At 41.0% G+C, this 24195-nt stretch carries 26 protein-coding genes and 1 tRNA gene; 25 read left to right on the forward strand and 2 right to left on the reverse strand.

Features of this window, described 5'->3' with window-relative positions:
* Window positions 1–84: 84 nt before the first annotated feature.
* A complete protein-coding gene (locus Epro_RS06125; RefSeq protein ID WP_052571236.1) occupies window positions 85–1014 on the reverse strand; it encodes an AEC family transporter in 930 nt (309 codons plus the stop codon).
* A gap of 110 nt (window positions 1015–1124) precedes the next feature.
* Window positions 1125–2594 carry an IMP dehydrogenase gene (gene guaB / locus Epro_RS06130; RefSeq protein ID WP_052571238.1) on the reverse strand — a complete coding sequence of 490 codons (1470 nt, stop codon included), beginning with the start codon at window positions 2592–2594 and terminating at the stop codon, window positions 1125–1127.
* Between the two features lie 107 nt (window positions 2595–2701).
* On the opposite strand from guaB, the gene Epro_RS06135 reads away from it, so the two are divergent.
* The 25 genes from Epro_RS06135 (at window position 2702) to Epro_RS06245 (ending at window position 24179) form a co-directional block, all read left to right on the forward strand.
* A complete protein-coding gene (locus Epro_RS06135) occupies window positions 2702–3124 on the forward strand; it encodes a Fur family transcriptional regulator (protein WP_082121521.1) in 423 nt (140 codons plus the stop codon).
* A gap of 28 nt (window positions 3125–3152) precedes the next feature.
* Window positions 3153–3311: a rubredoxin gene (gene rd / locus Epro_RS07000; protein WP_082121522.1), complete on the forward strand. Its 159-nt coding sequence runs from the start codon at window positions 3153–3155 to the stop codon at window positions 3309–3311.
* 273 nt (window positions 3312–3584) lie between these two features.
* Window positions 3585–4835, forward strand: coding sequence for a cysteine desulfurase family protein (locus tag Epro_RS06140; RefSeq protein ID WP_052571241.1), 1251 nt, complete (start codon window positions 3585–3587; stop codon window positions 4833–4835).
* 78 nt (window positions 4836–4913) lie between these two features.
* The gene (gene nifU, locus Epro_RS06145) at window positions 4914–5291 is read left to right on the forward strand and encodes a Fe-S cluster assembly scaffold protein NifU (protein ID WP_052571243.1); all 378 of its coding nucleotides are present in this window, start codon (window positions 4914–4916) and stop codon (window positions 5289–5291) included.
* Entirely contained in the window at window positions 5281–5472 is a 192-nt protein-coding gene (locus Epro_RS06150) for a hypothetical protein (RefSeq protein ID WP_052571245.1), read from the forward strand. Before nifU ends, Epro_RS06150 begins: the two co-directional genes overlap by 11 nt.
* Before the next feature lie 3 nt (window positions 5473–5475).
* Window positions 5476–6666, forward strand: coding sequence for an FprA family A-type flavoprotein (locus tag Epro_RS06155; RefSeq protein WP_052571246.1), 1191 nt, complete (start codon window positions 5476–5478; stop codon window positions 6664–6666).
* A 100-nt stretch (window positions 6667–6766) separates the two neighbouring features.
* Window positions 6767–7210, forward strand: coding sequence for a desulfoferrodoxin family protein (locus Epro_RS06160; protein ID WP_052571248.1), 444 nt, complete (start codon window positions 6767–6769; stop codon window positions 7208–7210).
* 171 nt (window positions 7211–7381) lie between these two features.
* Window positions 7382–7960 (forward strand): rubrerythrin, encoded by a 579-nt coding sequence (gene rbr, locus Epro_RS06165; RefSeq protein WP_052571249.1) that lies wholly within the window; start codon window positions 7382–7384, stop codon window positions 7958–7960.
* Window positions 7961–8047: 87 nt separating this feature from the next.
* Window positions 8048–11203, forward strand: a complete 3156-nt coding sequence (gene mfd, locus Epro_RS06170) for a transcription-repair coupling factor (protein ID WP_052571251.1) — start codon at window positions 8048–8050, stop codon at window positions 11201–11203.
* A 70-nt stretch (window positions 11204–11273) separates the two neighbouring features.
* Window positions 11274–12116: a foldase protein PrsA gene (locus Epro_RS06175; RefSeq protein WP_052571253.1), complete on the forward strand. Its 843-nt coding sequence runs from the start codon at window positions 11274–11276 to the stop codon at window positions 12114–12116.
* A 4-nt stretch (window positions 12117–12120) separates the two neighbouring features.
* Window positions 12121–13203, forward strand: a complete 1083-nt coding sequence (locus tag Epro_RS06180; RefSeq protein WP_474897263.1) for a SurA N-terminal domain-containing protein — start codon at window positions 12121–12123, stop codon at window positions 13201–13203.
* 4 nt (window positions 13204–13207) lie between these two features.
* The gene (locus Epro_RS06185) at window positions 13208–14116 is read left to right on the forward strand and encodes a PdxA family dehydrogenase (RefSeq protein ID WP_052571256.1); all 909 of its coding nucleotides are present in this window, start codon (window positions 13208–13210) and stop codon (window positions 14114–14116) included.
* Window positions 14113–14544, forward strand: a complete 432-nt coding sequence (rimI, locus tag Epro_RS06190) for a ribosomal protein S18-alanine N-acetyltransferase (RefSeq protein ID WP_052571258.1) — start codon at window positions 14113–14115, stop codon at window positions 14542–14544. Before Epro_RS06185 ends, rimI begins: the two co-directional genes overlap by 4 nt.
* Window positions 14541–16667 carry a tetratricopeptide repeat protein gene (locus Epro_RS06195; RefSeq protein ID WP_052571260.1) on the forward strand — a complete coding sequence of 709 codons (2127 nt, stop codon included), beginning with the start codon at window positions 14541–14543 and terminating at the stop codon, window positions 16665–16667. Before rimI ends, Epro_RS06195 begins: the two co-directional genes overlap by 4 nt.
* The gene (gene ispE, locus Epro_RS06200) at window positions 16664–17515 is read left to right on the forward strand and encodes a 4-(cytidine 5'-diphospho)-2-C-methyl-D-erythritol kinase (RefSeq protein WP_052571262.1); all 852 of its coding nucleotides are present in this window, start codon (window positions 16664–16666) and stop codon (window positions 17513–17515) included. Before Epro_RS06195 ends, ispE begins: the two co-directional genes overlap by 4 nt.
* Before the next feature lie 25 nt (window positions 17516–17540).
* On the forward strand, window positions 17541–17738 hold the full coding sequence (locus Epro_RS07235) for a septation protein SpoVG family protein (RefSeq protein WP_052571264.1): 198 nt from the start codon (window positions 17541–17543) through the stop codon (window positions 17736–17738).
* Window positions 17675–17815 carry a septation protein SpoVG family protein gene (locus Epro_RS07210; protein ID WP_272945915.1) on the forward strand — a complete coding sequence of 47 codons (141 nt, stop codon included), beginning with the start codon at window positions 17675–17677 and terminating at the stop codon, window positions 17813–17815. Before Epro_RS07235 ends, Epro_RS07210 begins: the two co-directional genes overlap by 64 nt.
* Window positions 17816–17858: 43 nt before the next feature.
* A tRNA-Gln gene (locus tag Epro_RS06210) sits at window positions 17859–17929 on the forward strand.
* 201 nt (window positions 17930–18130) lie between these two features.
* Window positions 18131–19495, forward strand: coding sequence for a bifunctional UDP-N-acetylglucosamine diphosphorylase/glucosamine-1-phosphate N-acetyltransferase GlmU (gene glmU / locus Epro_RS06215; protein WP_052571265.1), 1365 nt, complete (start codon window positions 18131–18133; stop codon window positions 19493–19495).
* Between the two features lie 55 nt (window positions 19496–19550).
* Window positions 19551–20483 (forward strand): ribose-phosphate diphosphokinase, encoded by a 933-nt coding sequence (locus Epro_RS06220; RefSeq protein WP_052571268.1) that lies wholly within the window; start codon window positions 19551–19553, stop codon window positions 20481–20483.
* An 87-nt stretch (window positions 20484–20570) separates the two neighbouring features.
* The gene (locus Epro_RS06225; protein WP_052571270.1) at window positions 20571–21257 is read left to right on the forward strand and encodes a 50S ribosomal protein L25; all 687 of its coding nucleotides are present in this window, start codon (window positions 20571–20573) and stop codon (window positions 21255–21257) included.
* A gap of 70 nt (window positions 21258–21327) precedes the next feature.
* Window positions 21328–21900: an aminoacyl-tRNA hydrolase gene (gene pth / locus Epro_RS06230; RefSeq protein ID WP_052571272.1), complete on the forward strand. Its 573-nt coding sequence runs from the start codon at window positions 21328–21330 to the stop codon at window positions 21898–21900.
* The gene (locus tag Epro_RS06235) at window positions 21900–22514 is read left to right on the forward strand and encodes a methylenetetrahydrofolate reductase C-terminal domain-containing protein (protein WP_052571274.1); all 615 of its coding nucleotides are present in this window, start codon (window positions 21900–21902) and stop codon (window positions 22512–22514) included. The genes pth and Epro_RS06235 overlap by 1 nt, the downstream gene beginning before the upstream one ends.
* A gap of 3 nt (window positions 22515–22517) precedes the next feature.
* Window positions 22518–23375 (forward strand): methylenetetrahydrofolate reductase, encoded by an 858-nt coding sequence (locus tag Epro_RS06240; protein ID WP_052571276.1) that lies wholly within the window; start codon window positions 22518–22520, stop codon window positions 23373–23375.
* Window positions 23376–23420: 45 nt separating this feature from the next.
* Complete coding sequence (locus tag Epro_RS06245; RefSeq protein WP_052571278.1) at window positions 23421–24179, forward strand: MIP/aquaporin family protein; 759 nt, start codon at window positions 23421–23423, stop codon at window positions 24177–24179.
* Window positions 24180–24195: the final 16 nt, after the last annotated feature.

The following is a 24195-nucleotide window of genomic DNA, read 5'->3' on the forward strand; positions in this document are numbered from 1 at the left end:
GCGGGGTATTTGTTGTTGACGTTGACTGGTATTTGCCGTTACTTACCCTCCCACCCTCCTACCTTCTCATCATCTGCCGTTGTGTCATCTGGCTACAAGCCACGAAATTGCCGGCATAGATATAAACGATAACGCCGTTGTAAGCACTATCGCAAGAGCGGCAAGTTTGTGGTCTAATTTAAATTGCGAAGCTATTACAAGAGTTACAACCATCGTGGGCATTGCCGCTTCCATTACGGAAGCTTTTAAAGGCAGCCCCTGCATTCCCAAAAAATAAGATATTGCAAAAGCCGCAAGAGGCGCAATTAAAAGCTTTAACGCTACGGCGGGCAAAGCAAGTATTGTGTGTTTTAAGTTAGGCGCGGTCAGCGCAAGACCAACGCTGAAAATCATAAGCGGAACAATAGGCATAGACATTAAATCTAAAGTTTTTATTAAAAATGACGGAAGCGCAAGTCCTGAAAAATTAAACGCAAAACCCGCTATTAACGCCCATATCGGCGGAAGCTGCGCTAAAATTTTAAAACTTTCTTTTACGGTAAGTCTGCGTCCGCGCCCGTAAGAAGATGCAACGGCTGCGCCGACAATCCATAAAAGCGGCGTTGTTGCAAGCAAATCGTAAAGCAAAACGTATTGCGCCGCATCCTGCCCGTAAAGCCCGCTTAAAACAGGAAGCCCCAAAAAAGTAACGTTTCCGAAAGTGCCCGCTAAAATTAAAACGGCTTTTTCGGTTTTTGTAATATGCGTCCATTTTTCTACAAGCGCGTAAATAAGAAACGCAATTAAAAGAGAAATAAAAATTGTCCCTATAGCGCTTAACGGAAGCAGCAAGGTGTTTTTGTCTATGGGCGATGAAGCTATAACTTTAAAACAAAGCGCCGGAAGAAAAAAGCGTATAACCGTAGTGTTAATAACATGCCGCGCCGCATCCGCTTCAATGTTGCCCGGTTTTTTCCACTGAAAAAATACGCCGCCGGCAATAATTATAAAAAATGCAATTAAATTTTCAGCCATAATATTTTACGCGCCTTTTAAAAATTTTGCCCCCGCTTATATGTATCTCAAAAAGAGATAAATTCAAGAAGGGGCAAAATTATTTTTAAATTTTTATCCGTTAAATATTTTTATCTGCAGCCGTTGCCCGCAGAGTAGTTGCTTTCTTCTTTTGTTATGAAAATGTCGTGCGGGTGGCTTTCCGTAAGCCCCGCGGAAGTTATTTTTACAAACTTCACTTTTTCTCTCATATCTTTAATTGTTTTTGCTCCGCAATAACCCATTGCCGCGCGAAGCCCGCCGATAAGCTGGTAAACAACGTCGCTGACGGCGCCTTTGTAAGGAACTCTGCCCTCAACGCCCTCGGCTACAAGCTTCTTTGAATTATCCTGAAAGTATCTGTCGGAACTTCCCGCCGCCATTGCCGAAGACGAGCCCATTCCTCTGTAATATTTAAAAGCTCTTCCGTTATAAATAATATCTTCGCCGGGGCTTTCGTTTGTGCCTGCAAAAAGCGAGCCCATCATGCAAACGCTTGCGCCGGCCGCTATTGCTTTTGGAATGTCGCCTGAATATTTTATTCCGCCGTCGCCGATAATGGGAATGCCGCTTCCGGCGGCCGCTTTAGCGCAATCGTAAATTGCCGTAATCTGCGGAACGCCTACGCCCGCAACAACTCTTGTGGTGCAAATTGCTCCGGGGCCAATGCCCACTTTAACGCAGTCCACCCCGGCTTTTATCAAAGCTTTTGTGGCTTCCGCGGTAGCTACGTTTCCGCCGATAATTTGAACGTTTGGAAAAGTTTTTCTCAATAATTTTATAGCGTTTAAAACTCCCTGACTGTGTCCGTGCGCGGTATCTACAACCAAAACGTCAACGTTTGCGTCTATAAGAATTTTTGCGCGTTCCAGCATGTCTTTGGTAATGCCTATTGCCGCTCCGCAAAGCAGTCTTCCTTTGGAATCTTTGGAAGAGCTTGGGTAACGTATGGCTTTTTCTATATCTTTAATTGTTATAAGACCTTGCAATTTGAAGTTGTCGTCAACAAGAGGAAGTTTTTCTATTTTTTTCTTTTTTAAAATTTCTTTTGCTTCTTTAAGAGAGGTGCCGACTTTTGCGGTAACAAGATTTTCTTTCGTCATTATTTTTGATACGAGAATATCGTTGTCGGTTTCAAACCGCATGTCTCTGTTTGTAACAATGCCTATAAGTTTCCCGCTGTCTTCTATTATAGGAACGCCGGATATTCTGTATCTTGCGGCAAGCGCTTTTGCATGACCCAGCGTTGCGTCTTTTTTAAGAGAGAACGGATCGTAAATAATTCCGTGGTCGCTTCTTTTTACGCGGTCAACTTCCGACGCTTGGCGTTCTACGGGCATGTTTTTGTGAATTATTCCTATGCCGCCTTCGCGCGCCAAAGCTATAGCCATTTTGGATTCCGTAACGGTATCCATTCCGGCGCTCATTATCGGAATATTAAGCGTGATTTTTTTTGTAAGTTTGGTTTGAAGGTTAACGTCTTTTGGCAAAACCTGAGAGTGTGCAGGGACAAGTAAAACATCGTCAAAAGTCAAAGCTTCCTTTGAAAATTTATCGCTCATTTTCGTTCTCCGCTTTCTGATAATTATACATTTTAGAACCGTTTTTTGCAAATATTGCCGCCAATGCTTGACAAAAATAAGTTATTTGTATATAATTCTAAATTGTAATGATTACAAATAAGCTTTCTTCATCAGGGCTCAAACAAACTTTTGCGCGTAAGGTGATTTTGGAATTTTTAGAAAAAACCAAAACTCACCCCACGGCGGATATGATTTATGCTCAAACCGTAAAAATTATTCCCACTGTGTCGCGCACTACCGTTTACAATACCGTTAAAGTTCTTGCCAAAGAAGGCATCATTGACCGCGTTCTTACCAAAAAAGGCGAAATGCGCTTTGACGCCTGCAAAGAGCCGCACATACATTTTGCCTGCAATAAATGCGGTAAAGTTTTTGACATAAAAAATTGTTCCTGCGCAAAACTTGGCAAAGAGGTTGACGGGCACAAAGTTTCCGGACTTTTTATTTGTTACAGCGGAATATGTCAATCTTGCGGTAAAAAAGGTATAATTAAAAAGCGCAGAAGTTAACGCAAACTTATAAAAATCGGGGGAATTTATGGAAAAATGGAAATGCACAGTATGCGGACATATTTACGATCCGTCTGTCGGCGACCCGGATTTGGGCGTTGCGGCAGGCACGCCGTTTGAAAAGCTCCCCGAAGATTGGGTTTGCCCGGTGTGCGGAGTTGGCAAAGACTCCTTTGAAAAAATCTAAATTGCTTCGTCTTTTGAGTTTATACTGCGTCAGAGGTTCGGTCATTTACGTTCGTAAACTTTCCTCACCTCTTCCTTGTCTAAACTCAAAATACTTCGCAATTATTACGGTGTCTTTTGGATTTATGCTGCGTTGCACGCCTCCTCACGTGCCTTAGCACGCTTCGTCGGTGTGCGCCTTGCCTAAATCCAAAATACTTCGCAATTTGCTGCTGGTGGCTTTAATTTTTTTATTTAAACTCTTCACTTCACTTTGTCGTTATAAAGGTTTTTTATGAAACAAATCTATTTGGACAATCAGTCAAATACTAAAATTGACGATCGCGTTTTTGAGGCGATGAAACCGTATTTTTTGGAGTTTTACGGCAACCCTCAAAGCATTTATTCTTTGGGCGCGGTTTCAAAAGATGCGCTTGAAGACGCTCGCGGCAAAGTTGCGGAGCTTATAAATGCCGATACCAATGAAATTATTTTTACTTCATGCGGCACGGAGTCAAATAATCTTGCGTTAAAAGGTATAGCAAACGCTTTGAAACTTTCGGGCAAGCATATAATAGTGTCGCAAATAGAACATTTTTCCGTATTAAATTCCGTGAAGAAACTTGAAAAAGAAGGTTTTGAAGCAACGTATCTTCCGGTTGACAATAAAGGAAACGTTCTTGCGGAAGATTTGCAAAAAGCTTTAAGGCCCGACACAATTCTTGTGTCAATACAGCTTGCAAATACCGAAGTCGGAACAATTCAAAATATAAAAGAGTTGGCGCAGCTAACCAAGCAAAACAGTAAAGCCGTTTTTCATACGGACGCCGTTGCGGCGGCGGGAGTAATTCCCGTTGACGTTAAAGATTTGGGCGTTGACGCGTTAAGTTTTTCTTCGTCGGTAATTTACGGGCCAAAAGGCGCGGCGGCGCTGTATATTAAAAAAGGAGCAAAAATTATCCCGCAGCTTGACGGCGGAGTTCAGGAATTTTCAAAACGCGCGGGCACGGAAAATATTCCTGCAATTGCAGGTTTTGCAAAAGCCTGCGAAATAGCAAAAGCGGAACTCGCAAAAAATAAAACGCATCTTGAAACGTTAAGAAATAAACTTATAAAAGGTTTGCAGGAAAAAATAGAAAACATATATTTAAACGGAGCTGCAGCCGGCGAAAATCGTCTTGCGGGAAACGTGAATTTTTCGGTAGAGTTTGTGGAGGGCGAGTCTTTGTTTTTACTTCTTGACGCAAAAGGCATAATGGCGGCTTCGGGGTCCGCGTGCGCCAATAAAAATTTAAAACTCTCGCATGTTTTAAATGCCATGAACGTTGACGTTGCCGTAGGTCAAGGCTCAATTTTATTTACGCTTTCAAAATATAATACTCAAGGCGAGATAGATTATGTTTTGGAAGAATTCCCGAAAATAGTGCAAAGATTAAGAGATATGTCGCCGTTATATTCTCATTTTGTAAAAACCGGAGAAAGAAAAAAAGCCGGTCCCGGAACGGATTTTGACCACGACCATGATCACTGCGATATAGAAGAGTAGTTAAAAAGTAGCAAGTAGGAAGGAGCAAGGAGCAAGTTTAAAATTTTTATTCTAATTGCTAATTATAAAGGAGTAAGTATGCCGTTTTATTCTGAAAAAGTTATGGATCATTTCGCTAATCCCAGAAACGTGGGCGAAATAAAAGACGCCGACGGAGTTGGCGAAGTAGGCAACCCGGTTTGCGGAGATATGATGACGTTTTACGTAAAAATTAAAGACAATAAACTTGAAGACGTGAAGTTTAAAACTTTCGGCTGCGGCGCGGCTATTGCCGTGTCTTCAATGGTTTCGGAAATGGCAATAGGCAAAACCGTCCAAGAAGCTTTAAAGATTACAAACGCCGACGTTGCCGCGGAGCTTGGCGGACTTCCTCCAAACAAAATGCACTGTTCTAATTTGGGCGCGGATGCGCTTCACAAAGCTATAGAAGATTACGAGAAAAAACATGGGAAATAAAAACTGCTCATGCCCGCATTGTTCAAGCGAGCTTAAAAACGGATGTTTCAGCCCGAAATTTTGTAAGCCTTGCGGCGTTAAAAGTAATGTAAAAATATGTCCGGACTGCCAAGCCGAATATTTGGCCGAATACGACAAATGTCCGTCGTGCGCGGCTGCAAAATTAAAAAATAAGGAATAAAATATGAGCGCGCGCATAATTAAAGAAAACGTTTATTCGGTAGGCGCAATAGATTGGGATGAAAGACATTTTCACGGTTATACCTACGTTACAAAAAGAGGCGTAACATATAATTCTTATCTTATTATGGACGAAAAAATAACTTTAATAGATACTGTCCGCGACGGCTTTCAAAAAGAGTGGCTGGGTAACATCAAAGCCGTAACAGACCCTTCAAAAATAGAAGTTGTAATTATAAATCATATAGAGCCTGACCATTCCGGAGGCTTTCCCGAAATTGTTAAACTCTGCCCGAACGCGCAATTTTACGGCACGGAAAAAGCAAGGGCGGGTCTTTTAAAATATTACGGCGTGCAGGCAAAAAATTGGACCAGCGTAAAGTCCGGGGCAAGCGTAAATATCGGAAAAAGAACTTTAGATTTTATAGACGCTGCAATGCTTCACTGGCCGGACAATATGTTTACGTATTCGGCGTATGATAAAATTTTGTTTTCCAACGACGGTTTCGGTCAGCATTACGCAACCGATAAAGTTTTTGACGACGAAGTAGATTACGCGGCTTTTATGGACGAACTGCAAAAATATTACGCAAATATTTTATGGCCGTTCAGTCAGGTTCTTGCGGCAAAACTTGCGGCTATCGCAAAATTAAATTTACAGATAGAACTTATAGCGCCAAGTCACGGGCTTGTGTTAAGAAAATATATTCCGGAAGTTATGGAAAAATATCTTTTCTGGTCTAAAAATTCTACGGTAAATAAAATAGCCGTAGTTTTTGAAACCATGTGGAAATCAACCGAAGCTATGGCAAAAAAAATTGTGGAAGGCATAGCGTCCGAAGGCGTTGACGCGGTATTGTTTGACGTTACAAAAACAGACAGAACGGATATTGCGGCGTATATGCTTGACGCAAAAGGTTTCATTTTCGGCTCTTCAACGCACGACGGCGAAATGCTTCCCGTTATAGCCGGTTTCTTGCATTTTTTGAAAGGTTCTAAAGCAAAAAATCGTAAAGCGTTTGCTTTTGGTTCTTACGGCTGGAGCGGCGAAGCCGTGCAGGATATACAGGACACCGTAGGAAATATCGCGGAGTTTGGCGAACCTGTAAAAGTTGTTTTTGCTTCAACGCAGGAAGAGCTGGACAAATGTTTCCAAGCCGGAAAAGAGTTTGCCAAAAAAATAAAAGCAACGTAAGAAGTGAAAAGTAAAAAGTGAAATAAATAAACCAAAGGTTTTGCCGTTAATTCCGCTTTACGCTTTTTGCTTTTAACTTTGCCGTTAAACGGGGGATTAAATGAAAGGATTAGTTTGCAAGCTTTGCGGTTATGTGGCTCTTGACGGGAAAACCGATGATTGTCCTATTTGTCATATGAAAAACGCTTTTGAAGAAAAAGAAGACGCTTATAAAACTCCGGATTTTATAGCCGAAAAAGGCGAGAGCGAAAAAAAACATATTCCCGCTTTTACCGTTGTTGAAAAATGCGGACTTATTGCGGGCGCAGGCTGCATTGACGTGCACGTAAAAATAGGCGAAATTCTTCATCCCGCCCTGCCGGAACATCACATTACCAACATAACTTTTTATCTTGACAATAAATTTATATCGTGGGTAGAGTTAACTTCAGACGTAAATCCTGCGGCTGTTGTCCATTTAAAAGGCGGCGCTAAAGGAAAAGTTCAGGTTATTGAAAACTGCAACGTGCACGGACGCTGGTTTAATGAAATAGAAATAAAATAAAATTAAAACAAAGTGACACAAAGTGTCATCCCGTAGTGTTTTTATACGGGATCCATGGTTGCTAAATATTGGATGTTCTCTATATCTTTTTAAAATGAAAAGTTAAATGAGCAACCCCAAAATTTTACTATGGTCGTTAATTAAACTTTGTCGTTAAAACGGAGGAAACAAATGGGTAAATCGGTTAAAGGAACAGAAACGGAAAAAAACTTGTTGAAATCTTTTGCGGGCGAATCTCAGGCAAGAATGCGCTACACATATTTCGCTTCAAAAGCAAAAAAAGAAGGGTTTGAGCAGATATCGGCAATTTTCACGGAAACCGCCGACAACGAAAAAGAACATGCCGAAAGATTTTTTAAATTTTTGGAAGGCGGCGAACTTGAAATTACCGCAGGTTTTCCCGCGGGAATTATCGGCGAAACGGCTGCAAATTTAAAAGCGGCTGCGGCAGGCGAAAATGAAGAGCACACAACTCTTTATCCTAAATTTGCCGAAGTTGCGGACAAAGAAGGGTTTCCTGATATAGCGGAATGCTGGAGAAGAGTTTCTATTGCCGAAAAGCATCACGAATTAAGATATCTTGAACTTTTGGACAATGTTGCCAACGAAAGAGTATTTAAAAAAGATCACGAAATAAAATGGAAATGCAGAAACTGCGGATACATTTACACATCAAAAGAAGCTCTTGAAAAATGCCCCGCATGCCTGCACCCGAAAGCGTATATGGAAGAGCTGGCGGATAATTATTAAGCTTTTAAGTTTCTATTAGCTTTTAGTTTTATGTTAATCTTTTTGCGGCTGCGCAGTTTTCGGCAGCCGCAAAACTTTCAGTAAAAAATGAGCAAAGAATACATATCAGGCGTTTCGGGCGGAAGTAAAGCCCATTTTTTGATAAGACGCATATCTGAAATTACGACTACCGGTCAAAATTCAGGTTTGCGCGTTTTTGCTTTTGTTAAAGACGAAAAGTTAAACTCCTTTTATGAAGACGTAAAAGCTTTTTCGTCGTTATTGCAAACCGGAAAAGCTGATGCGGCAATCCAATCAAAACCAATAGTTAATTCTAAAATTGACGTTTTGCTTTTCCCCTCGGACGACGCTCAATTAAGAGCCCAAACAGCCGACAAAATAAAAACCCTTAAAAATTTTATAGTGTGCGCAAGCGATGTTTCCTCAAAGCTGCCGGTTGCCGCGCCAAATGCGCAAAACTCTTTTATAATTAAACAAAATGAAAATTTGCGGCTTGAGGAAATAGTTCAAAAGTTGATTTCCTTCGGCTATGAAAGAGTTCCGTTTGTTGAAGATAAACTTCAATTTGCGGTTCGCGGCGATATTGTTGACGTGTGGCCTGCCGCCGGCGACGCTCCAGTGCGAATACTTTTTGAATATGAAACTGTTGAAGCTTTAAGAACTTTTGACCCGGGAAGCCAGCTGTCAAACTCTTTTGCCGACGAAATTAAAATTTTATCCGCGAACATCTCCGAAAACTCCGCAACTATAAAAGAATATTTCAAACGACAAAGTGAAAAGCGGAAAGTGGAAAGTGAAAATAACGTCCAAGACGCAGCTGTTTTGTTTTTTGATTATGCAATTTCGGCAGCCGAAGAAAAAGAATATAACAATTTCAATATCATTATAAATGACGCGTTAAACTCTAAAGCCGCATATCAGGGATATAAATCTTTTACCGGTTTTTCCGGCGATGCGCAGTTTTTTGTTAACTCTCTCAAAGCGTTTGCGCAGGACGGCGTTAAAATAAAAATTTATTTTGCAAACGAAGGCGAGCGCGAAAGAATTTCCGATATTTTTCACGATAGCGGCTGGAGTTACGCCGCGCCGGAATTTGTGTTTGGCAATCTTTCAAAAGGTTTCTACATTGAAAACCAAAAACTTGCGTATGTTTCAAGCCGCGAGATGCTTTATAAAAAAAGCCCTGTAAGTTTCCCTAAAATTAAAGGCGGCAGAAGGCTTGAGGGAATTTGGGAAATTTCCGCCGGCGATTATGTGGTTCACGAAAAATACGGAATCGGCCGCTACGCAGGATTAAAAACTATTGCCAGAGAAGACAGGTCAAGCGAATATCTTTGCATAGAATACACCAAAGGCGACAGACTCTACGTTCCGCCGGATGAAATAAAAACAGTAAAAAAATATATAGGCGCCGAAGGCGTGCGTCCGAAACTTTATTCTATGGACACGCTTGCGTGGGAAAGAGTAAAATCCAGAGCGCGCGAAGCGGCGGCGGAATTTGCCAAAGAACTTTTAAATCTTTACGCTCAAAGAAGCAAAGTGTCGCGCGCGCCTTTCAGCGTGCAAACGCCGTGGGAAAAAGAGCTTTCCGACGCGTTTGCTTACGACGAAACTCCCGACCAGCTTAAAGCCATTGAAGACGTTGAGGGAGATTTTTCAAAACCTTACCCTATGGAGCGTCTTGTCTGCGGCGACGTGGGTTACGGAAAAACCGAAGTTGCCGTGCGCGCCGCGTTTAAAGTTGTGCAAAACGGAATGCAGGCGGCGGTGTTAGTTCCAACAACGGTTTTGGCGCGCCAGCATTTTAATACTTTTTCCGGAAGGCTTTCGCCTTTTCCCACTAAAATTGCGGCGCTTAGCAGATTTCAAAGCAAGTCCGAGCAAAAAACAATAATTGAAAGCTTAAAAAACGGGCAAACGGATATTGTTATAGGCACCCACAGACTGCTGCAAAAAGACGTTGAGTTTAAAAAACTCGGGCTTTTAATTGTGGACGAAGAGCACCGTTTCGGCGTTAAACAGAAAGAAAAAATAAAAAAGTTGAAAGCCGACGTTGACGTTTTAATGCTTTCGGCAACGCCTATACCAAGAACTTTGTCGTCGGCGCTTTCCGGTTTTAGAGATTTGTCGGTTATAGAAACGCCGCCGTTCGGAAGGCTTCCCATAGAAACCGCGCTTTCTCTTTACGACGAGAAACTTATAAAAAATATAATTAATGCGGAACTTTCCAGAAACGGGCAGGTTTTTTACGTTTACAATAAAGTTGAAACAATTCTCACAAAAGCCGAAGAAGTTAAAAAACTTTCTCCCGCCGCGCGCGTGGGCGTAATTCACGGGCAAATGCACGCAAAAGATATTGAAGAAATAATGTATAAATTTACAAATATGGAAATTGACGTTCTTATAGCCACAACTATTATAGAGTCGGGAATAGATATTCCGTCGGTAAATACCATGATAGTTGAAGAGGCCGAAAATTTCGGGTTGTCGCAGCTTTACCAGCTTCGCGGAAGAATAGGAAGAGACCGCCGAAAAGCGTATTGCTATTTGTTTTATAAAGACAAAACTTTAAGCGGCGAGGCTGTAAAAAGGCTTGAAGCCATGAAAGAGTTCAGCGAGCTTGGTTCGGGGTTCAGACTTGCGCTTAAAGATTTGGAAATAAGAGGCGCGGGAGGGATTCTTTCCGCAAGCCAATCCGGTTTTGTGCGCGACATAGGCTACGAAATGTTTTCAAGACTTCTTGAGCAAGAAGGCAAAAAGATAAAAGGCGAAGCTTCGTCCGCCAAAAAAACTTCCGAAACTGAAATAGATTTGCGCGTTAATGCGTTAATACCTCAAGAGTATATTGAACAGGAAGATATAAGAATACTGTTTTACAGAAAACTTTCGGACGCTAAAAATTTTGACGAACTGGAAAAAATAAAGACGGAACTTGCAGACCGTTTCGGCAAAATTCCTCCGCAAACGCAAATGCTGTTTCAAATAGCGGCTTTAAGAATAGAGGCTGTAAAATTAAATATAGACAGAATTTCCGAAGATTCAAAATATATATACGTTTACTTTTGCGCGGACGCGGATTTCTCAAAAGCGGATGTTGCCGCACTTATCAAAAATTTTTCAGGCATGATTGAGTTTTTAAGCGGCAGACATTACGCTTTCAAGCTTAACAAGAGCGAAATAAAACGCGAAAGCGCGGATTTTTTAAAAGATTTCTTGAGGAAACTGAAAGTGTATTTTGTTTGACTATTATATTGTAAAGTTGTAGAATCTGACAATGTGTTGAAAAACATAAAACGTATCAAAGGAGATTATAATGAAGAAAGTGTTTTTGGCAGTGCTTTTTGCAGCAGTTGGTCTTGGCGCATGCAGTAACGGAGATGTTGTGGCAAAAGTCGGCGGATCAAAAATAACGGAAGCCTCTCTTAACGAGAAGCTTGCGCAGACCCCTCCTAACTATCAGGAGTATGTTAACACTCCCGTAGGAAGAAAACAGTTTATAGACGCTGTCGTAAGAGAAAGAATAGTTATTGAAGCCGCAAAAGACGCAGGCGTAGCTAAAAAAGACGAATATAAAAACGCCGTCAAAGCGTTTGAAGCAGAACAGAAAAGACAGTTTGAAGAATATAAAAACGGACTTTTAATACAAGCGTACGTTCCCGAATTGCAGGCAAGCATTACCGCAACCGATGCGGACATAAAAGCTTATTACGATGCAAACAAAGCTTTGTTTGACAAACCGGTAGAATATACGGTTAAACATATTCTTGTTCCTACAAGAGAGCAGGCGGAAAGCGCGTTTGCAAGACTTCAGTCGGGCGAAAGTTTTGACAAAGTTGCAAAAGAAGTTTCTCAAGACGCAGCGTCAGCTTCTAAAGGCGGACTTATCGGACCTTTCAAAAGAGGAGCTCTTGTAAAAGAGTTTGAAGTTGCGGCTTTAAATCTTAAAAAAGGCGAACTTTCAGGAATAGTTGAAACTTCTTACGGATACCATATAATATATAAAGTTTCCGAAAAGACTCTTCCCGGCGTATCGTTTGAAAAAGCGGCTGCGGAAATTAAGGGAATTATTGAGAAAGAAAGATTTGACCAGTGGTTTGCCGACGAAAACAAAAAACTTAACGTAAAAGTTAATTACGATTTGCCGTCAAATAAATAATATTTTGTCCGGTAAAGGAGAAATTATGTTGAAAAAAGTTATTTCAATTGCGGCAATGTCGTTTGTTTGCGCAACCGCGGTTTTTGCGGCAAGCGATAAAACGGTAGCCGTAGTAAACAACGAAGCTATTTTTGAGTCGGAATATAACGAAGCGCTTGCTCCTGTATTGCAGCAGTTTAAAGCGCAAACTCCGGCTGCGGAACAGACTGCGGAAAATATAAAAAAGCTTGAAGATTACGTTTTGAGTCAGAAGATTGACGAGGTTCTTGTAAAGCAGGCGATAAAAAAACAGAGTATTAAAGTTTCTGCGAAAGAAATTCAGGACGCGGTAAATCAGGTTAAAAAAAGCCAGAACTTAACCGATGCCGCATTTAACGCGGAACTTAAAAAAGAAGGCATTACTCTTGCAAAGTTTGAAAGCTCTATAAAAGATCAACTTGCCGCAAGAAAACTTATCACGCAAAACGCGGCTAGCCAGATGAAAACTCCGTCAGAAAGCGAAACAAGAGCTTTCTACGATAAGGTAATGTTGAAAGTTAAAAACGATAACGCAAAAACAGGTCTTTCAAAAGAAGACGACGCTTTAGCGGGAGAAATTGCCCGTCTTGTAAAAAGAGCGTCCGGCGAGCAGGCCAAAATAAGAATTATAGCTATAAATACTCAAGGGTTGTCCGGCAGCGAACTTAAAGCCGCGCAAAACCGCGTAAGCGAAGCAAAAGATGCTCTTAAAGAGGGGCAGGGTTTTGCGGTTGTCGCAAGCAAATATAATTCCAGCGAAGCTCTTAGAGCTAACGGCGGAGACGCAGGCGCAGTTGCAAAAGGCGATTTAAGCGTAGTATCTTCAGCCCTTGACAGCGCAGTTTTCAAACTTAACGTAGGCGGCTATACAAAAGACCCGATAAAAACAAATATCGGATACTATTTTGTAAAAGTTGAAGGAAAAACCGCGCCAAGGGATACTCCGGTAACTTACGAAGAAGTTAAATCGGATATTCAAAACGCTTTGCTTCAGGTTGCGGAAAGAAAAGCCGTTGCGGATTATTTTGCAAAACTCAGAGACAACGCCCAGATAAAAATAAACAGGTAAGAATATGTCTAAACCCCGTCTTGCTATTACTTTAGGAGATCCTGCGGGAATAGGCTTTGAAATAACATTAAGGGCTGTAAATTCTTTGGAAGTTCAAAGAGTTTGCAGCCCTATAATTTTTGGCGACGCGCGTTTTGCCGGTTTTTTTAAAAAGCATAACTTTATTGCTGCGTCAAAAATCGGAAAAATTAAAACGGGCGTTGCTTCAAAAAAAGCGGGGCTTGCGGCTTTGGGCGCAATTGAAAAAGCGGTTGAGTATTGCTTAAAAGGCGAAACCTTGGCGCTTGTAACGGCGCCGGTTTCAAAAGAATCTTTAAAGCTTGCCGGCGTTAAATATCCGGGGCATACGGAGCTGCTTGCGGCGCTTACAAAAAGCCCTGAAATTGCAATGATGATGGTTTGCGGAAAAATTTTAAGCGTTATGGTTACAAGACATATTCCGCTTTCCGAAGTTTCAAAAAAATTAAAAACAAAAGATATTGTTGAAACGGTAACGCTTGCCGCCGGTTTTGATAAGGCGTTAAAAATTGCAGTGTGCGCGTTAAACCCTCATGCGGGAGATAACGGCATACTTGGCGGCGAGGAGAAAAAAATAATTGCGCCGGCGTGTAAAATTCTTGCGGCAAAGGGTTTTAATGTTTCGCGTCCTCTGCCGGCGGACTCCGCGTGGCTTAAAACTAAAAACGGAGAGTTTGATTTGCTCTGCGGCATGTATCACGATCAGGTTATGATACCGTTAAAATGTATAGACGCAAAAAAAATAGTAAACGTTACCGCGGGGCTGCCGTTTGTAAGAACTTCTCCCGGGCACGGCGCGGCTTACGATATAGCCGGTAAAAATATTGCCGATGAAAGCGCTATGATTGCGGCAATTGTTTTTGCCGCCAAAAACGCAAAGAAAGGTTTGCGGTGAAGTTAGCTGATTTTTCCCGCAAATACTTAAATGATATAATTGAAATAGAGAAACTCTCTTTTGAACGCCCGTGGACGCAGGACATGTTTATAGCGTCGGCGTCTAATAAAAAAGTAAATTTTAAAGTAGCGCTTGAAAACGGCGCGGTGGCGGGATATTGTCTTTATTGGATTATAGCCGGCGAAACTGAAATATTAAATATAGCCGTTTGCCCGCTGCGCAGAAGACGTTCTTACGCTAAAGCTATGCTTGCCGACGTAATAACAAAATCTCAAAAAGAAAATTCAAAAGCCGTATTTCTTGACGTGCGTTCGGATAACGAAGCGGCAAAAAAACTTTATTTTTCCGCGGGCTTTGAGCAGATAGGCGTGCGTAAAAAATATTACAAAAATAAAGATGCGCTTTTGTTGAGGAAAAATTTACAATGAAAAAAATTATTACGGCTGCTGCAATATCAATTTTTACGGCGACAATATCTTACGCGTCAAACTATGACGCTTACAGAGAGTTTATCAAAGGCATGCTTGATCTTAAAGCCGGACAAACTCTTAAAGCGCAAAAAGATTACGAGAAAGTTATCTCTTTAGACCAGTCGGCGTTGCCCGCATATCAAAATTTGGCGTATATGTATTTGCAAACAGGAAATAAAGAGCTTGCTTATAAAGCTGCCAAAAAAGTGGACGAGCTTGACGGAAACAATCCCCAGACTGCAGTTTTTTTAGGAACTTTTTACGCGGTGGCAAACGATTCCTCAACCGCGAAAGATTTTTGGGATAAAACTCTTCAATTAGATCCGGACAACGAAACCGCAATGGTATATCTTGCGTCGCATTATTCCACATATAACGATCTTCTTAAATCGGCGGATTACTGGAATAAATTTTTAAAACAGCAGCCGGATTCCGTCGCGGGCTATTTGCAGCTTGCGCTGGTTCAGGAAAAGCTGGGGCAAAATAAAAACGCTTTAAAGTCTCTTGATAAAGCCGTCGCTTTGAATTCGTCCGTCGTTGATTCATACATGTCTAAAGCCAGAATTTACGAAAGCGAAAAAAAGTTTGATTTGGCTATAAAAGAGTATAAAAAATATATAGAAGTTTTTCCGGACAATCCGTTTGCCTACATTTTTATGGGCAGATGCTATCTTGAAATAAACGATTTGAAAACCGCTGAAGAAACTTTGCTTGCCGCAAAAGAAATAAGCGATAACGCAGACGCATTAAAAGCGGCAAGCTACTGGCTTGGAACTGTTTATGAAAAAGAGTGGAAAATTCCCGAAGCGTTAAAAGAGTTTGAGTATGTTTCTTCTTTGGAAGAAAACGTTATTTTGTATTCCAAAACGGGATATTTTTATTCGCTTTTAAAAGAGTATGCCAAGGCGGAAAAACAATTTCAAAAAGCTTTAAAAAAAGAGCCGTCTAACGTTGAAGTGCTGTATATGTCCGCGCTTAATTATTTAGACTGGGCAAAATATGACAAAGCTTTAAACGTGTTGAAAGAAGTTTCGGTTTTGTCTCCGGATTTTGCCGACGCGTATTTTTTTATGGCGGCTGCCTACGAAAAGAAAAACGATTATGAAAATTCCGAAAAAGCGCTTCTGAAAGTTATAGAGTTAAATCCTGAAAATGCAAAAGCGCTTAACCATTTGGGTTACATTTACGCCGACAGAAATATAAAATTTGACCGCGCGCAGGAGTATATTGAAAGAGCTTTAAAAATTGACCCTAAAAACGGCGCATACGTTGACTCTCTCGGCTGGCTTTATTTTAAGCAGGGCAAATACGAACTTTCAAAGCAGGCGCTTATGGCGGCGGCGTCAATGTCCAGAGACCCGTTAATTTACGACCATCTCGGCGATGTGTGCAAAGCTCTCGGCAGGTTCGGCGAGGCGTGGGTTTCTTACGTTTTATCTTACGATATGAAACGCGACGCGACAGTTAAAGAAAAGTTGGACGCCGTGCAAAAAGAACTGCCGAAAGAAGAGCTGTATAAACAAATGCTTTTAAGAAGCGAAAGCAATTTTCTAAAAGTGTTTTCCGTAAAGGCAGGCTGGACGGCAAATTTTTCTTCGGGAATAATAGGCAAAAAAACATACGTGCAATTTAGTTTTGTGCGAGGCGAAAGCGCGGTTATTGAAATTCCGGGAAATATTATGGGCGGAGCAAAAATTTACATAAAAGACGGCGAAATAATTTACGAACCCAAAGCTCTTGAAACCGCGGTGCCGAAAGAATATAGCGAAGTTATAAGTTTTGCCGCAGAAATTTTAAGCAAAGATTTTTACAGACATTTTTCAGACGCGCAGGTTACGCAAAAAGGAAAAAAACTTATTTATAAATCCGGAGAATACGAGCTGGTTTTAGATATTGATACGGCTTACATAGAAAAAATTACAAAAGGGCAAAACGTTGCGGAGCTGTCAAATTACGGAGCTTTTGCCGCGTCGTGGCTGCCGAAAAAAATTGTCGTCCGCTCCGGCAAATCTAAAGCAAAGGCTTCGTTTGAAACAAAAAATTTTACGTTTTTTATTAAGCCCGCAGAAAATAAAAAATGAAAATTAATTTAAAAGCGCCGGCAAAAGTTAACCTCTTTCTGGAAATTACGGGCAAAAGGCCGGACGGTTACCATAATCTTGAAACGATTATGCAAACGATAAGCTTGTATGACGAACTTTCTTTTGAACTTTCAGAAAGCGCCATAGAGCTTGAATGCAGCGATAAAAATTTAGCGTCAGACGAAAGCAATATAGTTTTTAAAGCGGCAAAAGTTTTAAAAGAGCGCTACGGCGTTAAAGCCGGCGTGAAAATTTTTCTAAAAAAAGAAATTCCAACCGGCGCGGGTCTTGGCGGAGGCTCTTCCGATGCGGCCGCCGCTCTTAAGGCTCTTGTAAAAATTTGGAAGCTCAATATTGAAAAAGAAGAGCTTCAAAATATAGCTTCAAAACTTGGCGCGGACGTTCCTTTTTTTCTTACAGGCGGCACGGCTTTATGCGAAGCAATAGGCGATATTGTTACGCCGCTTAAAGCAATAGAAGGCATAGGGATAGTTCTTGTAAACCCGGGTTTTGGGGTTCCTACGGCAGGGGTGTATAAAAAAATCAAATTCCCGTTGACAAATCAAAGAAAAATTAATAAAATCAAAACGCTAATTTGCGATGGTTCTTTTAATACAAAAGACGCTTTTGACAGCTGCTTTAACAGACTTGAAGAGTTTGTTTTGCCGGATTATCCGCAGATAGCTGAAATAAAACAAGTCTTAACCCAATTGGGCTGCGCAAGCCTTATGTCAGGCTCAGGCGCAACTGTTTACGGCATCTTTGAATCTGCATCTCAATTGAAAAACATACAATTTAAGCTGAGTGAATATCCGTGGAAAACATGGACAGTTCATTCGGTTTTGTGAAACTCATTAACAATAGGGATGACAGATGAAAGTAACCGAGATAAAAGTTTTTCCCAAAAACGAAGATAAACTTAAAGCTTACGCCGCCGTAACTTTTGACGACTGTTTTGTCGTGCACAATTTAAGAATTATAAAAAATTCGGGGGGGGGGGTAATTATATGCTCTGTATGCCCTCAAGGAAAAGAGACGACGGCACTTTCAAAGATATATGCCATCCGATAAACGGCGAGTTTAGGGCGGAGCTTGAAAAACTCGTTCTTGACGAATACAAAAATCAGGTTAAAGAAGAATTAAAATAGACGGAATGCGGACAAACCCGCGAACCTAAAAAATAACGCTGATTCCGGGATTGTGTAATGGTAGCACAATGGCTTTTGGAGCCATTTGTCTAGGTTCGAATCCTAGTCCCGGAGTCCGTCTTCGCTACGCTATGACGCGACAAGCCCGATTTTCTACAGTAAGATATGTGATTTATTGCGCAGACTAAAATAAAATTGAAGACGGATTGCGCCGTAGAAGCGCGTGGAACGCGCGCCGAAGGCGAATAGCGAGAGTGTTTTTAAAATACTTTGCAAAAAATTTGTGCGGGTTTTGTCTGATAGGAAAAAATATAAATGAAAAAATTTTCAGCGGTTATACTTGCGGCGGGCGCGGGGACGAGAATGAAATCTGCGTTGCCGAAAGTTATGCATAAGCTTGCCGGAAAACCTTTAATAGAAAGAGTTATAAATTCCGTATTGAAATTAAATCCTGAAAATATAGTCGTTGTTTTGGGGCACAAGTCCGAAATAGTTGAAAAATATTTAAATTCTTTAAACAATAAAAAAATAAAAATAGTTTACCAAAATAAACAGCTTGGTTCGGCGCACGCTTTAATGCAGGCGCAGCCGGCGTTTAAAAATTACGGCGGCAATATTTTGGTTTTAAGCGGCGACGTTCCTCTTGTTCAAAGCGCAACGCTTGCCGCTCTTATAAAAAGTTTAGATAAAAACAAAGCTTCCGTTTCTGTTTTGGCGGCAACGGTTAACAATCCGTTTGGTTATGGTCGCATAATAAAGAACGAAACGCTCCTTGAAAAAATAGTTGAAGAAAAAGACGCGTCGGCGTCTGAAAAACTTGTTAAAGAAATTAATTCCGGAATATACGTTTTTGATAAAAATATTTGGAACGCTCTTTTAAAAGTTAAACCTAATAACGCTAAAAAAGAGTATTATTTAACCGACACCGTGGAAATTTTAAAAAAATCCGGCAAAAAAGCCGCAACCTATGCAACGCAAAACGCTTTTGAAGTTCAAGGCGTTAACGATAGAAAAGATTTGGCTAATGCGGAAAAAATTGCGCTTAAAGAAAAAATCGCGCAGCTTTTATCCGGCGGCGTAACAATAATAAATCCTGAAAACGTTTATGTTTCGTCCGACGCAAAAATAGGGCGCGACACCGTTTTGTATCCGGGAGCGTTTATTGCCGAAAACTGCGTTATCGGCGAGAGCTGCGTTATTGAAGGCGCAAGTTTTATAAAAAACTCTAAAATCGGCGACGGTTCTGAAATAATTTATTCTTATATTAACGGCGCGCAAATAAGTAAAAACGTAAAAATAGGTCCGTTTGCGCATATTCGTCCGGGAACGGTTTTAAAAGATAACGTTAAAGTGGGCAATTTCAGCGAAACTAAAAAAGCCGTTATCGCAAAAAATTCTAAAGTAAATCATTTGTCTTATATAGGCGATGCGGAAATAGGCGAATCGGTAAATATCGGCGCAGGCACCATAACCTGCAACTACGACGGAAAAAATAAACATCAAACTGTTATAGGTTCGGGAACTTTTGTCGGGTCAAACGTAAATTTTGTGGCGCCCGTTAATATAGGCAAGGGCGCGCTTATAGCCGCGGGCTCAACGATAACAAAAGATATTCCGGCGGGAAAGCTTGCAATAGCCAGAGCAAGACAAGAACACAAAAGAAAAATAATTAAAAATTGAAAATATAGAATTAACAATTTTTCGTTGATTTTTTATCTTCAAAAGGATTATATAAATGAAACTGAAAATTCTTTCCGGCAACGCCAACGTTGAACTTGCAAAACAGATAACAAAGAAATTGGGCACTGAATTAAGCGAAGTAAAAGTCGGAAGATTTTCCGACGGCGAAATTCAGGTAAAAATAGTTGACAACGTTAGAGGCGCGGATTGCTATATTATTCAGCCGACCTCTTCCCCTGTTAACGAAAATCTTATGGAACTTCTTATAATTGCAGACGCGTTAAAGAGATCGTCCGCAAAAAGAATTACGGCTGTTATGCCTTACTACGGATACGGCAGACAAGACAGAAAATCAGAACCCAGAGTGCCGATAACGGCAAGACTTGTAGCAAATTTGCTTGCTACGGCGGGCATTACAAGAGTTTTAACTATGGATTTGCACGCCGGACAAATTCAGGGATTTTTTGATATTCCCGTAGATCACCTTTACGGAACGCCGGTAATTCTAACGCATTTTCAGGAAAAGAAACTGCAGGACGTTGTTATCGTTTCTCCTGACGCCGGCGGCGTTGAAAGAGCAAGAGCGTTTGCAAAACATTTTAACGCGGATTTGGCAATTGTAGATAAAAGAAGACCGCGTCCCAACGAAGCGGCAATTATGAATATTATCGGCGACGTTAAAGATAAAACCTGTATAATTTTGGACGACATGGTTGATACCGCCGGCACGCTTACAAAAGTTGCCGCCGCAATAAAAGAAAAGGGCGCTGCAAAAGTTTACGCCACCGCTTCTCACGGAGTTTTATCCGGAAGCGCAAAACAAAAAATTCAGGATTCATGCATTGAGGAGCTTGTGATAACGGATTCCATTCCTCTTTCAAAAGACGGACCTAACGATAAAATGGTTGTTTTAAGCATAGCTTCAATGTTAGCCGAAGCCATAATGAGAATTTCAAACGACGAGTCAATAAGCGCTTTGTTTTTATAGTAACAAGCGGTTAAAAAATAAGCAGTTAAAATGAGAAGTTTTAGAAGGTTGCAAAACCTATCTATTACCTTATCCAAGGAGAGTAACATGAAGGAAGTAATTTTGTCGGTTCAGGAAAGACACGCAGGTTCCGCTAAAGAATTGAAACTTGCAAGAAAAAGCGGAAAAATTCCGTCGGTGTTTTACGGAAAAGGAATTAAGCCGGAATCATTAATAGTAGATTCTAAAGAATTTCTTGCCGCTATAGAACAGTACGGCGCCAACGTAGTTTTAAGCTTAAATTTCTCAGGCGGAAAAAAAGCGGCTATCGTTAAATCTCTTCAGAGAGATATTTTAACGCAGGCTCCCATTCACATTGATTTTCAGGCAATATCTCTTACGGATAAGGTTGACGTTAAAGTTCCTATCCACATAGACGGAGTTGCGGACGGAGTTAAGAATTTCGGCGGAGTTATGGAATTTATAGTCAGAGAAGTTGAAGTAAAAGCGCTTCCTACAAACATTCCGCAGAAAATCAACGTTGACGTAAGCGCGTTGGGAATTGGGCAGGGCGTTACAATTGCGGCTCTTCCCAAACTTGACGGAGTAGAATACGTTCAGGATCCGTCAACGCTTATCGTTCACATTGTTTCCGTAGCCGTTGAAGAAGAGAAACCTGCGGACGCGGCAGTTGGAGCGGAAGCCGCGCAGCCGGAAGTTATATCTAAAGGCAAGAAAGATAAAGAAGGCGAAGAGGGCGCAGCAGCTGCCCCTGCGGCCGGAGCTAAAAAATAAATTAATAAGTTTTAGAAGCTTGGGAGTTGTTAAAAAACTTCCAAGCTTTCTAAAATTTAGTTTTTAAAAAATGATTAAACTTTTTGTAGGGCTTGGCAATCCTGAAAACAAGTATGACAATACCCGCCATAATTTCGGGTTCATGGTTTTAAACGAGATAGCAAAAAACAAAGCTGTAGAGTTTAAAAACTGGAACGATATGGCGGATATTTCTTTTTTGGAGCATAAAGGCTCTAAAATATTCTTGTTGAAACCGCGGACGTTTATGAATAATTCCGGCGTTGCCGTTTCGGCGTTTGCAAAATACTATAAAATAAAGCCGGAAGAAATTTTTGTTTTTTACGACGATTTTTCAATTCCTCTTGGGGAATTCAGGTTAAGATTAACGGGTTCCGCCGGCGGACATAACGGCGCGGATTCCCTTATAACGCATTTAAATTCGCAAAATTTTCCGAGAATGAAACTTGGCATAGGTCCAATTCCTAAAGTTTATAATGACACCGCTGATTTTGTTCTTTCAAAATTTCACGGCGAAGATAAAGAAAAAATAGATGCGGTTAAACAAAATGCAATAGAGCTTTTTGACGCGTTAAACGAACTTGGGCTTGAGAAAGCAATTTCAAAATTGTCCGGCAAAAAATAATGATAATAACAGAAAAAAAACAGCAGGCAGAAATACTTGAAAGCGTTGGAGGCGCAACTACGATTTTTATCGTGGGCTGCGGCAGCTGCGCGTCTAAATGCGCCACCGGCGATCAAAAAGCTATAGACAACATTAAAGCGCTGTTGGAAAAAAACAACAAAAAAGTTTTAGGCAGCTTTATTTTAGATTCCGCCTGCGATATGCGCCTTGCAAAAAAAGATTTGATAAAAAACGACGCGTTTAATAAAGCCGACGCGGTGCTAACGCTTACGTGCGGCGCAGGCAGCCAATCCGTAGAAAAAGTTTCAAAAAAAATTATTATACCCGCGTTAAATTCCGACTACGTGGGTTCTACCGAAAGAATAGGCGTATATCAAAAATTTTGCAGCATTTGCGGCAGCTGTATTTTAGTTGAAACGCAGGGAATTTGCCCCAGAACAAGATGCCCCAAAAGTTTGGTTAACGGACCGTGCGGCGGCTTTGTAAACGGCAAGTGCGAAACGGATCAAACAAAAGACTGCGCGTGGGTTTTAATTTTTGAAAAATTAAAACAAAACGGCAAGCTTGAAAAATTTTTAAATAATTATATTGAACCGAAAACAAACAACAAATAAATTATGAGCTTTAAACAAAAACTAAAATCAAATAAATTTTTAATAACCGCCGAGCTTTTTCCTCCTAAAGGCACGGACGTTTCTTTGTTTTTAAAAAGAGCCGCTTGTCTTAAAGATTTGGACGCGGTAAACGTTACCGACAATCAAAGGGCGTCTATGAGAGCGGGTTCTCTTGCAATGTGCAAACTGCTGCTTGAAATGGGAATAGAACCTGTTATGCAGCTTGCCGCAAGAGATAAAAACAGAATAGCTCTTCAGTCCGAACTGTTAAGCGCGAACGTTTTGGGAATAGAAAACGTTTTGCTTTTAAGCGGCGACCACCCAAGCGCCGGCGAATATATCGGCACAAAAACAGTTTATGATTTGGATACAATTCAACTTATAAAAACCGCTCGTCTTCTTGAAACGGGAGTAGATTTGGCGGGTAAAAAATTAAGCGGCGCGGCGCATTTTTGCGTGGGAGCAGTTGTTAACCCGTCGGCGGAACCCGCGGAGCTTCAAGCGTTAATGTTTGAAAAGAAAATTAAGGCCGGTGCGGAATTTTTTCAGACGCAGACAATATTTGACGCCTCGCAATTTAAGAAATTTTTATGTAAAATAAAGCATGACGGCGTGAAAGTTTTGCCCGGAATTACGCTTATTAAATCCGTAAAGTTTATGCAATTTTTGCAGAAGCTGCCCGGCGTAAATATTCCGCAAAACGTTCAGGACAGAATTAACGCAGCCAAAGACCCTCTTGCGGAAGGAATAAAAATTTGCGCGGAAATTATTAGAGAACTTCGCGGTTTTGCCGACGGCGTTCACATAATGGCGATAGGCGCGGAAGACAAAATTCCGGAAATAATAAAAAACTCACTATAAAATGTGAGATATAAAAATAGTCTGAAATCTCAAAAAGGAGACAGCATGAAAAAGGCGTATTGGGCAGAGTTGATTGGAACGTTGTTTTTGGTGTTGATGGGTTGCGGCAGCGCGGTTGTAGGCGGACAGATTATCAGCGGTAACGTAGGTCAGGTTTTCGCGGTTCTTTTTAACGGAAATCAGAACGCGGCGGTTTTGGGCACGGCGTTTACTGTTTTCGGAAATCTTTCGGTAGCATTTGCTTTCGGTTTGACAATTGTTGCAATGATTTACGCGTTGGGTCCTGTTTCGGGCGGACATTTTAATCCTGCGGTTACAATAGGCGCATGGATTAGCAAAAGAATAAATACCAAAGAAGCCGGTTTTTACATTTTGTTTCAGGTTATCGGCGGCATTGTTGGCGCTTTCCTTTTGTATCTTATAACTTCAAATATTTTTGCTTTGAAAGTTACCGCCCTCGGACAGAACTTTTATAACGCGCAAATTTGGTGGATACCTTTCATAGTTGAAGCCATATTTACCGCTTTGTTTGTTCTTGTTGTTTTGGGTTCTACAAGCTCAAAAGCAAACGTAAAATTTGCAGGACTTGCAATAGGTTTAACTTTGGTTTTAGTTCACATCGTAGCTATTCCTATAACCGGCACATCGGTTAACCCTGCAAGAAGCTTCGGGCCTGCGATATTTTCAGCCCTCGGCGGAAACGTTTTAGCTTTGAAACAGGTATGGCTTTTCATATTGGCTCCTGTAGTCGGAGCAATCGGCGGAGCTTATGCTTGGAAACTTGTAAGCGACGAAAAGAAATAAGAATTATTTAAGATAA

It is taken from the genome of Endomicrobium proavitum (assembly GCF_001027545.1).
GTDB lineage: Bacteria > Elusimicrobiota > Endomicrobiia > Endomicrobiales > Endomicrobiaceae > Endomicrobium > Endomicrobium proavitum.

Excerpts from the sequence above, each read along its gene's own strand:
- Epro_RS06125 (WP_052571236.1), bottom strand. The coding sequence starts at position 1,014 with ATGGCTGAAAATTTAATTGCATTTTTTATAATTATTGCCGGCGGCGTA.
- guaB (WP_052571238.1), bottom strand. The coding sequence starts at position 2,594 with ATGAGCGATAAATTTTCAAAGGAAGCTTTGACTTTTGACGATGTTTTA.
- Epro_RS06135 (WP_082121521.1), top strand. The coding sequence starts at position 2,702 with ATGATTACAAATAAGCTTTCTTCATCAGGGCTCAAACAAACTTTTGCG.
- rd (WP_082121522.1), top strand. The coding sequence starts at position 3,153 with ATGGAAAAATGGAAATGCACAGTATGCGGACATATTTACGATCCGTCT.
- Epro_RS06140 (WP_052571241.1), top strand. The coding sequence starts at position 3,585 with ATGAAACAAATCTATTTGGACAATCAGTCAAATACTAAAATTGACGAT.
- nifU (WP_052571243.1), top strand. The coding sequence starts at position 4,914 with ATGCCGTTTTATTCTGAAAAAGTTATGGATCATTTCGCTAATCCCAGA.
- Epro_RS06150 (WP_052571245.1), top strand. The coding sequence starts at position 5,281 with ATGGGAAATAAAAACTGCTCATGCCCGCATTGTTCAAGCGAGCTTAAA.
- Epro_RS06155 (WP_052571246.1), top strand. The coding sequence starts at position 5,476 with ATGAGCGCGCGCATAATTAAAGAAAACGTTTATTCGGTAGGCGCAATA.
- Epro_RS06160 (WP_052571248.1), top strand. The coding sequence starts at position 6,767 with ATGAAAGGATTAGTTTGCAAGCTTTGCGGTTATGTGGCTCTTGACGGG.
- rbr (WP_052571249.1), top strand. The coding sequence starts at position 7,382 with ATGGGTAAATCGGTTAAAGGAACAGAAACGGAAAAAAACTTGTTGAAA.
- mfd (WP_052571251.1), top strand. The coding sequence starts at position 8,048 with ATGAGCAAAGAATACATATCAGGCGTTTCGGGCGGAAGTAAAGCCCAT.
- Epro_RS06175 (WP_052571253.1), top strand. The coding sequence starts at position 11,274 with ATGAAGAAAGTGTTTTTGGCAGTGCTTTTTGCAGCAGTTGGTCTTGGC.
- Epro_RS06185 (WP_052571256.1), top strand. The coding sequence starts at position 13,208 with ATGTCTAAACCCCGTCTTGCTATTACTTTAGGAGATCCTGCGGGAATA.
- Epro_RS06195 (WP_052571260.1), top strand. The coding sequence starts at position 14,541 with ATGAAAAAAATTATTACGGCTGCTGCAATATCAATTTTTACGGCGACA.
- ispE (WP_052571262.1), top strand. The coding sequence starts at position 16,664 with ATGAAAATTAATTTAAAAGCGCCGGCAAAAGTTAACCTCTTTCTGGAA.
- Epro_RS07235 (WP_052571264.1), top strand. The coding sequence starts at position 17,541 with ATGAAAGTAACCGAGATAAAAGTTTTTCCCAAAAACGAAGATAAACTT.
- Epro_RS07210 (WP_272945915.1), top strand. The coding sequence starts at position 17,675 with ATGCTCTGTATGCCCTCAAGGAAAAGAGACGACGGCACTTTCAAAGAT.
- glmU (WP_052571265.1), top strand. The coding sequence starts at position 18,131 with ATGAAAAAATTTTCAGCGGTTATACTTGCGGCGGGCGCGGGGACGAGA.
- Epro_RS06220 (WP_052571268.1), top strand. The coding sequence starts at position 19,551 with ATGAAACTGAAAATTCTTTCCGGCAACGCCAACGTTGAACTTGCAAAA.
- Epro_RS06225 (WP_052571270.1), top strand. The coding sequence starts at position 20,571 with ATGAAGGAAGTAATTTTGTCGGTTCAGGAAAGACACGCAGGTTCCGCT.
- pth (WP_052571272.1), top strand. The coding sequence starts at position 21,328 with ATGATTAAACTTTTTGTAGGGCTTGGCAATCCTGAAAACAAGTATGAC.
- Epro_RS06235 (WP_052571274.1), top strand. The coding sequence starts at position 21,900 with ATGATAATAACAGAAAAAAAACAGCAGGCAGAAATACTTGAAAGCGTT.
- Epro_RS06240 (WP_052571276.1), top strand. The coding sequence starts at position 22,518 with ATGAGCTTTAAACAAAAACTAAAATCAAATAAATTTTTAATAACCGCC.
- Epro_RS06245 (WP_052571278.1), top strand. The coding sequence starts at position 23,421 with ATGAAAAAGGCGTATTGGGCAGAGTTGATTGGAACGTTGTTTTTGGTG.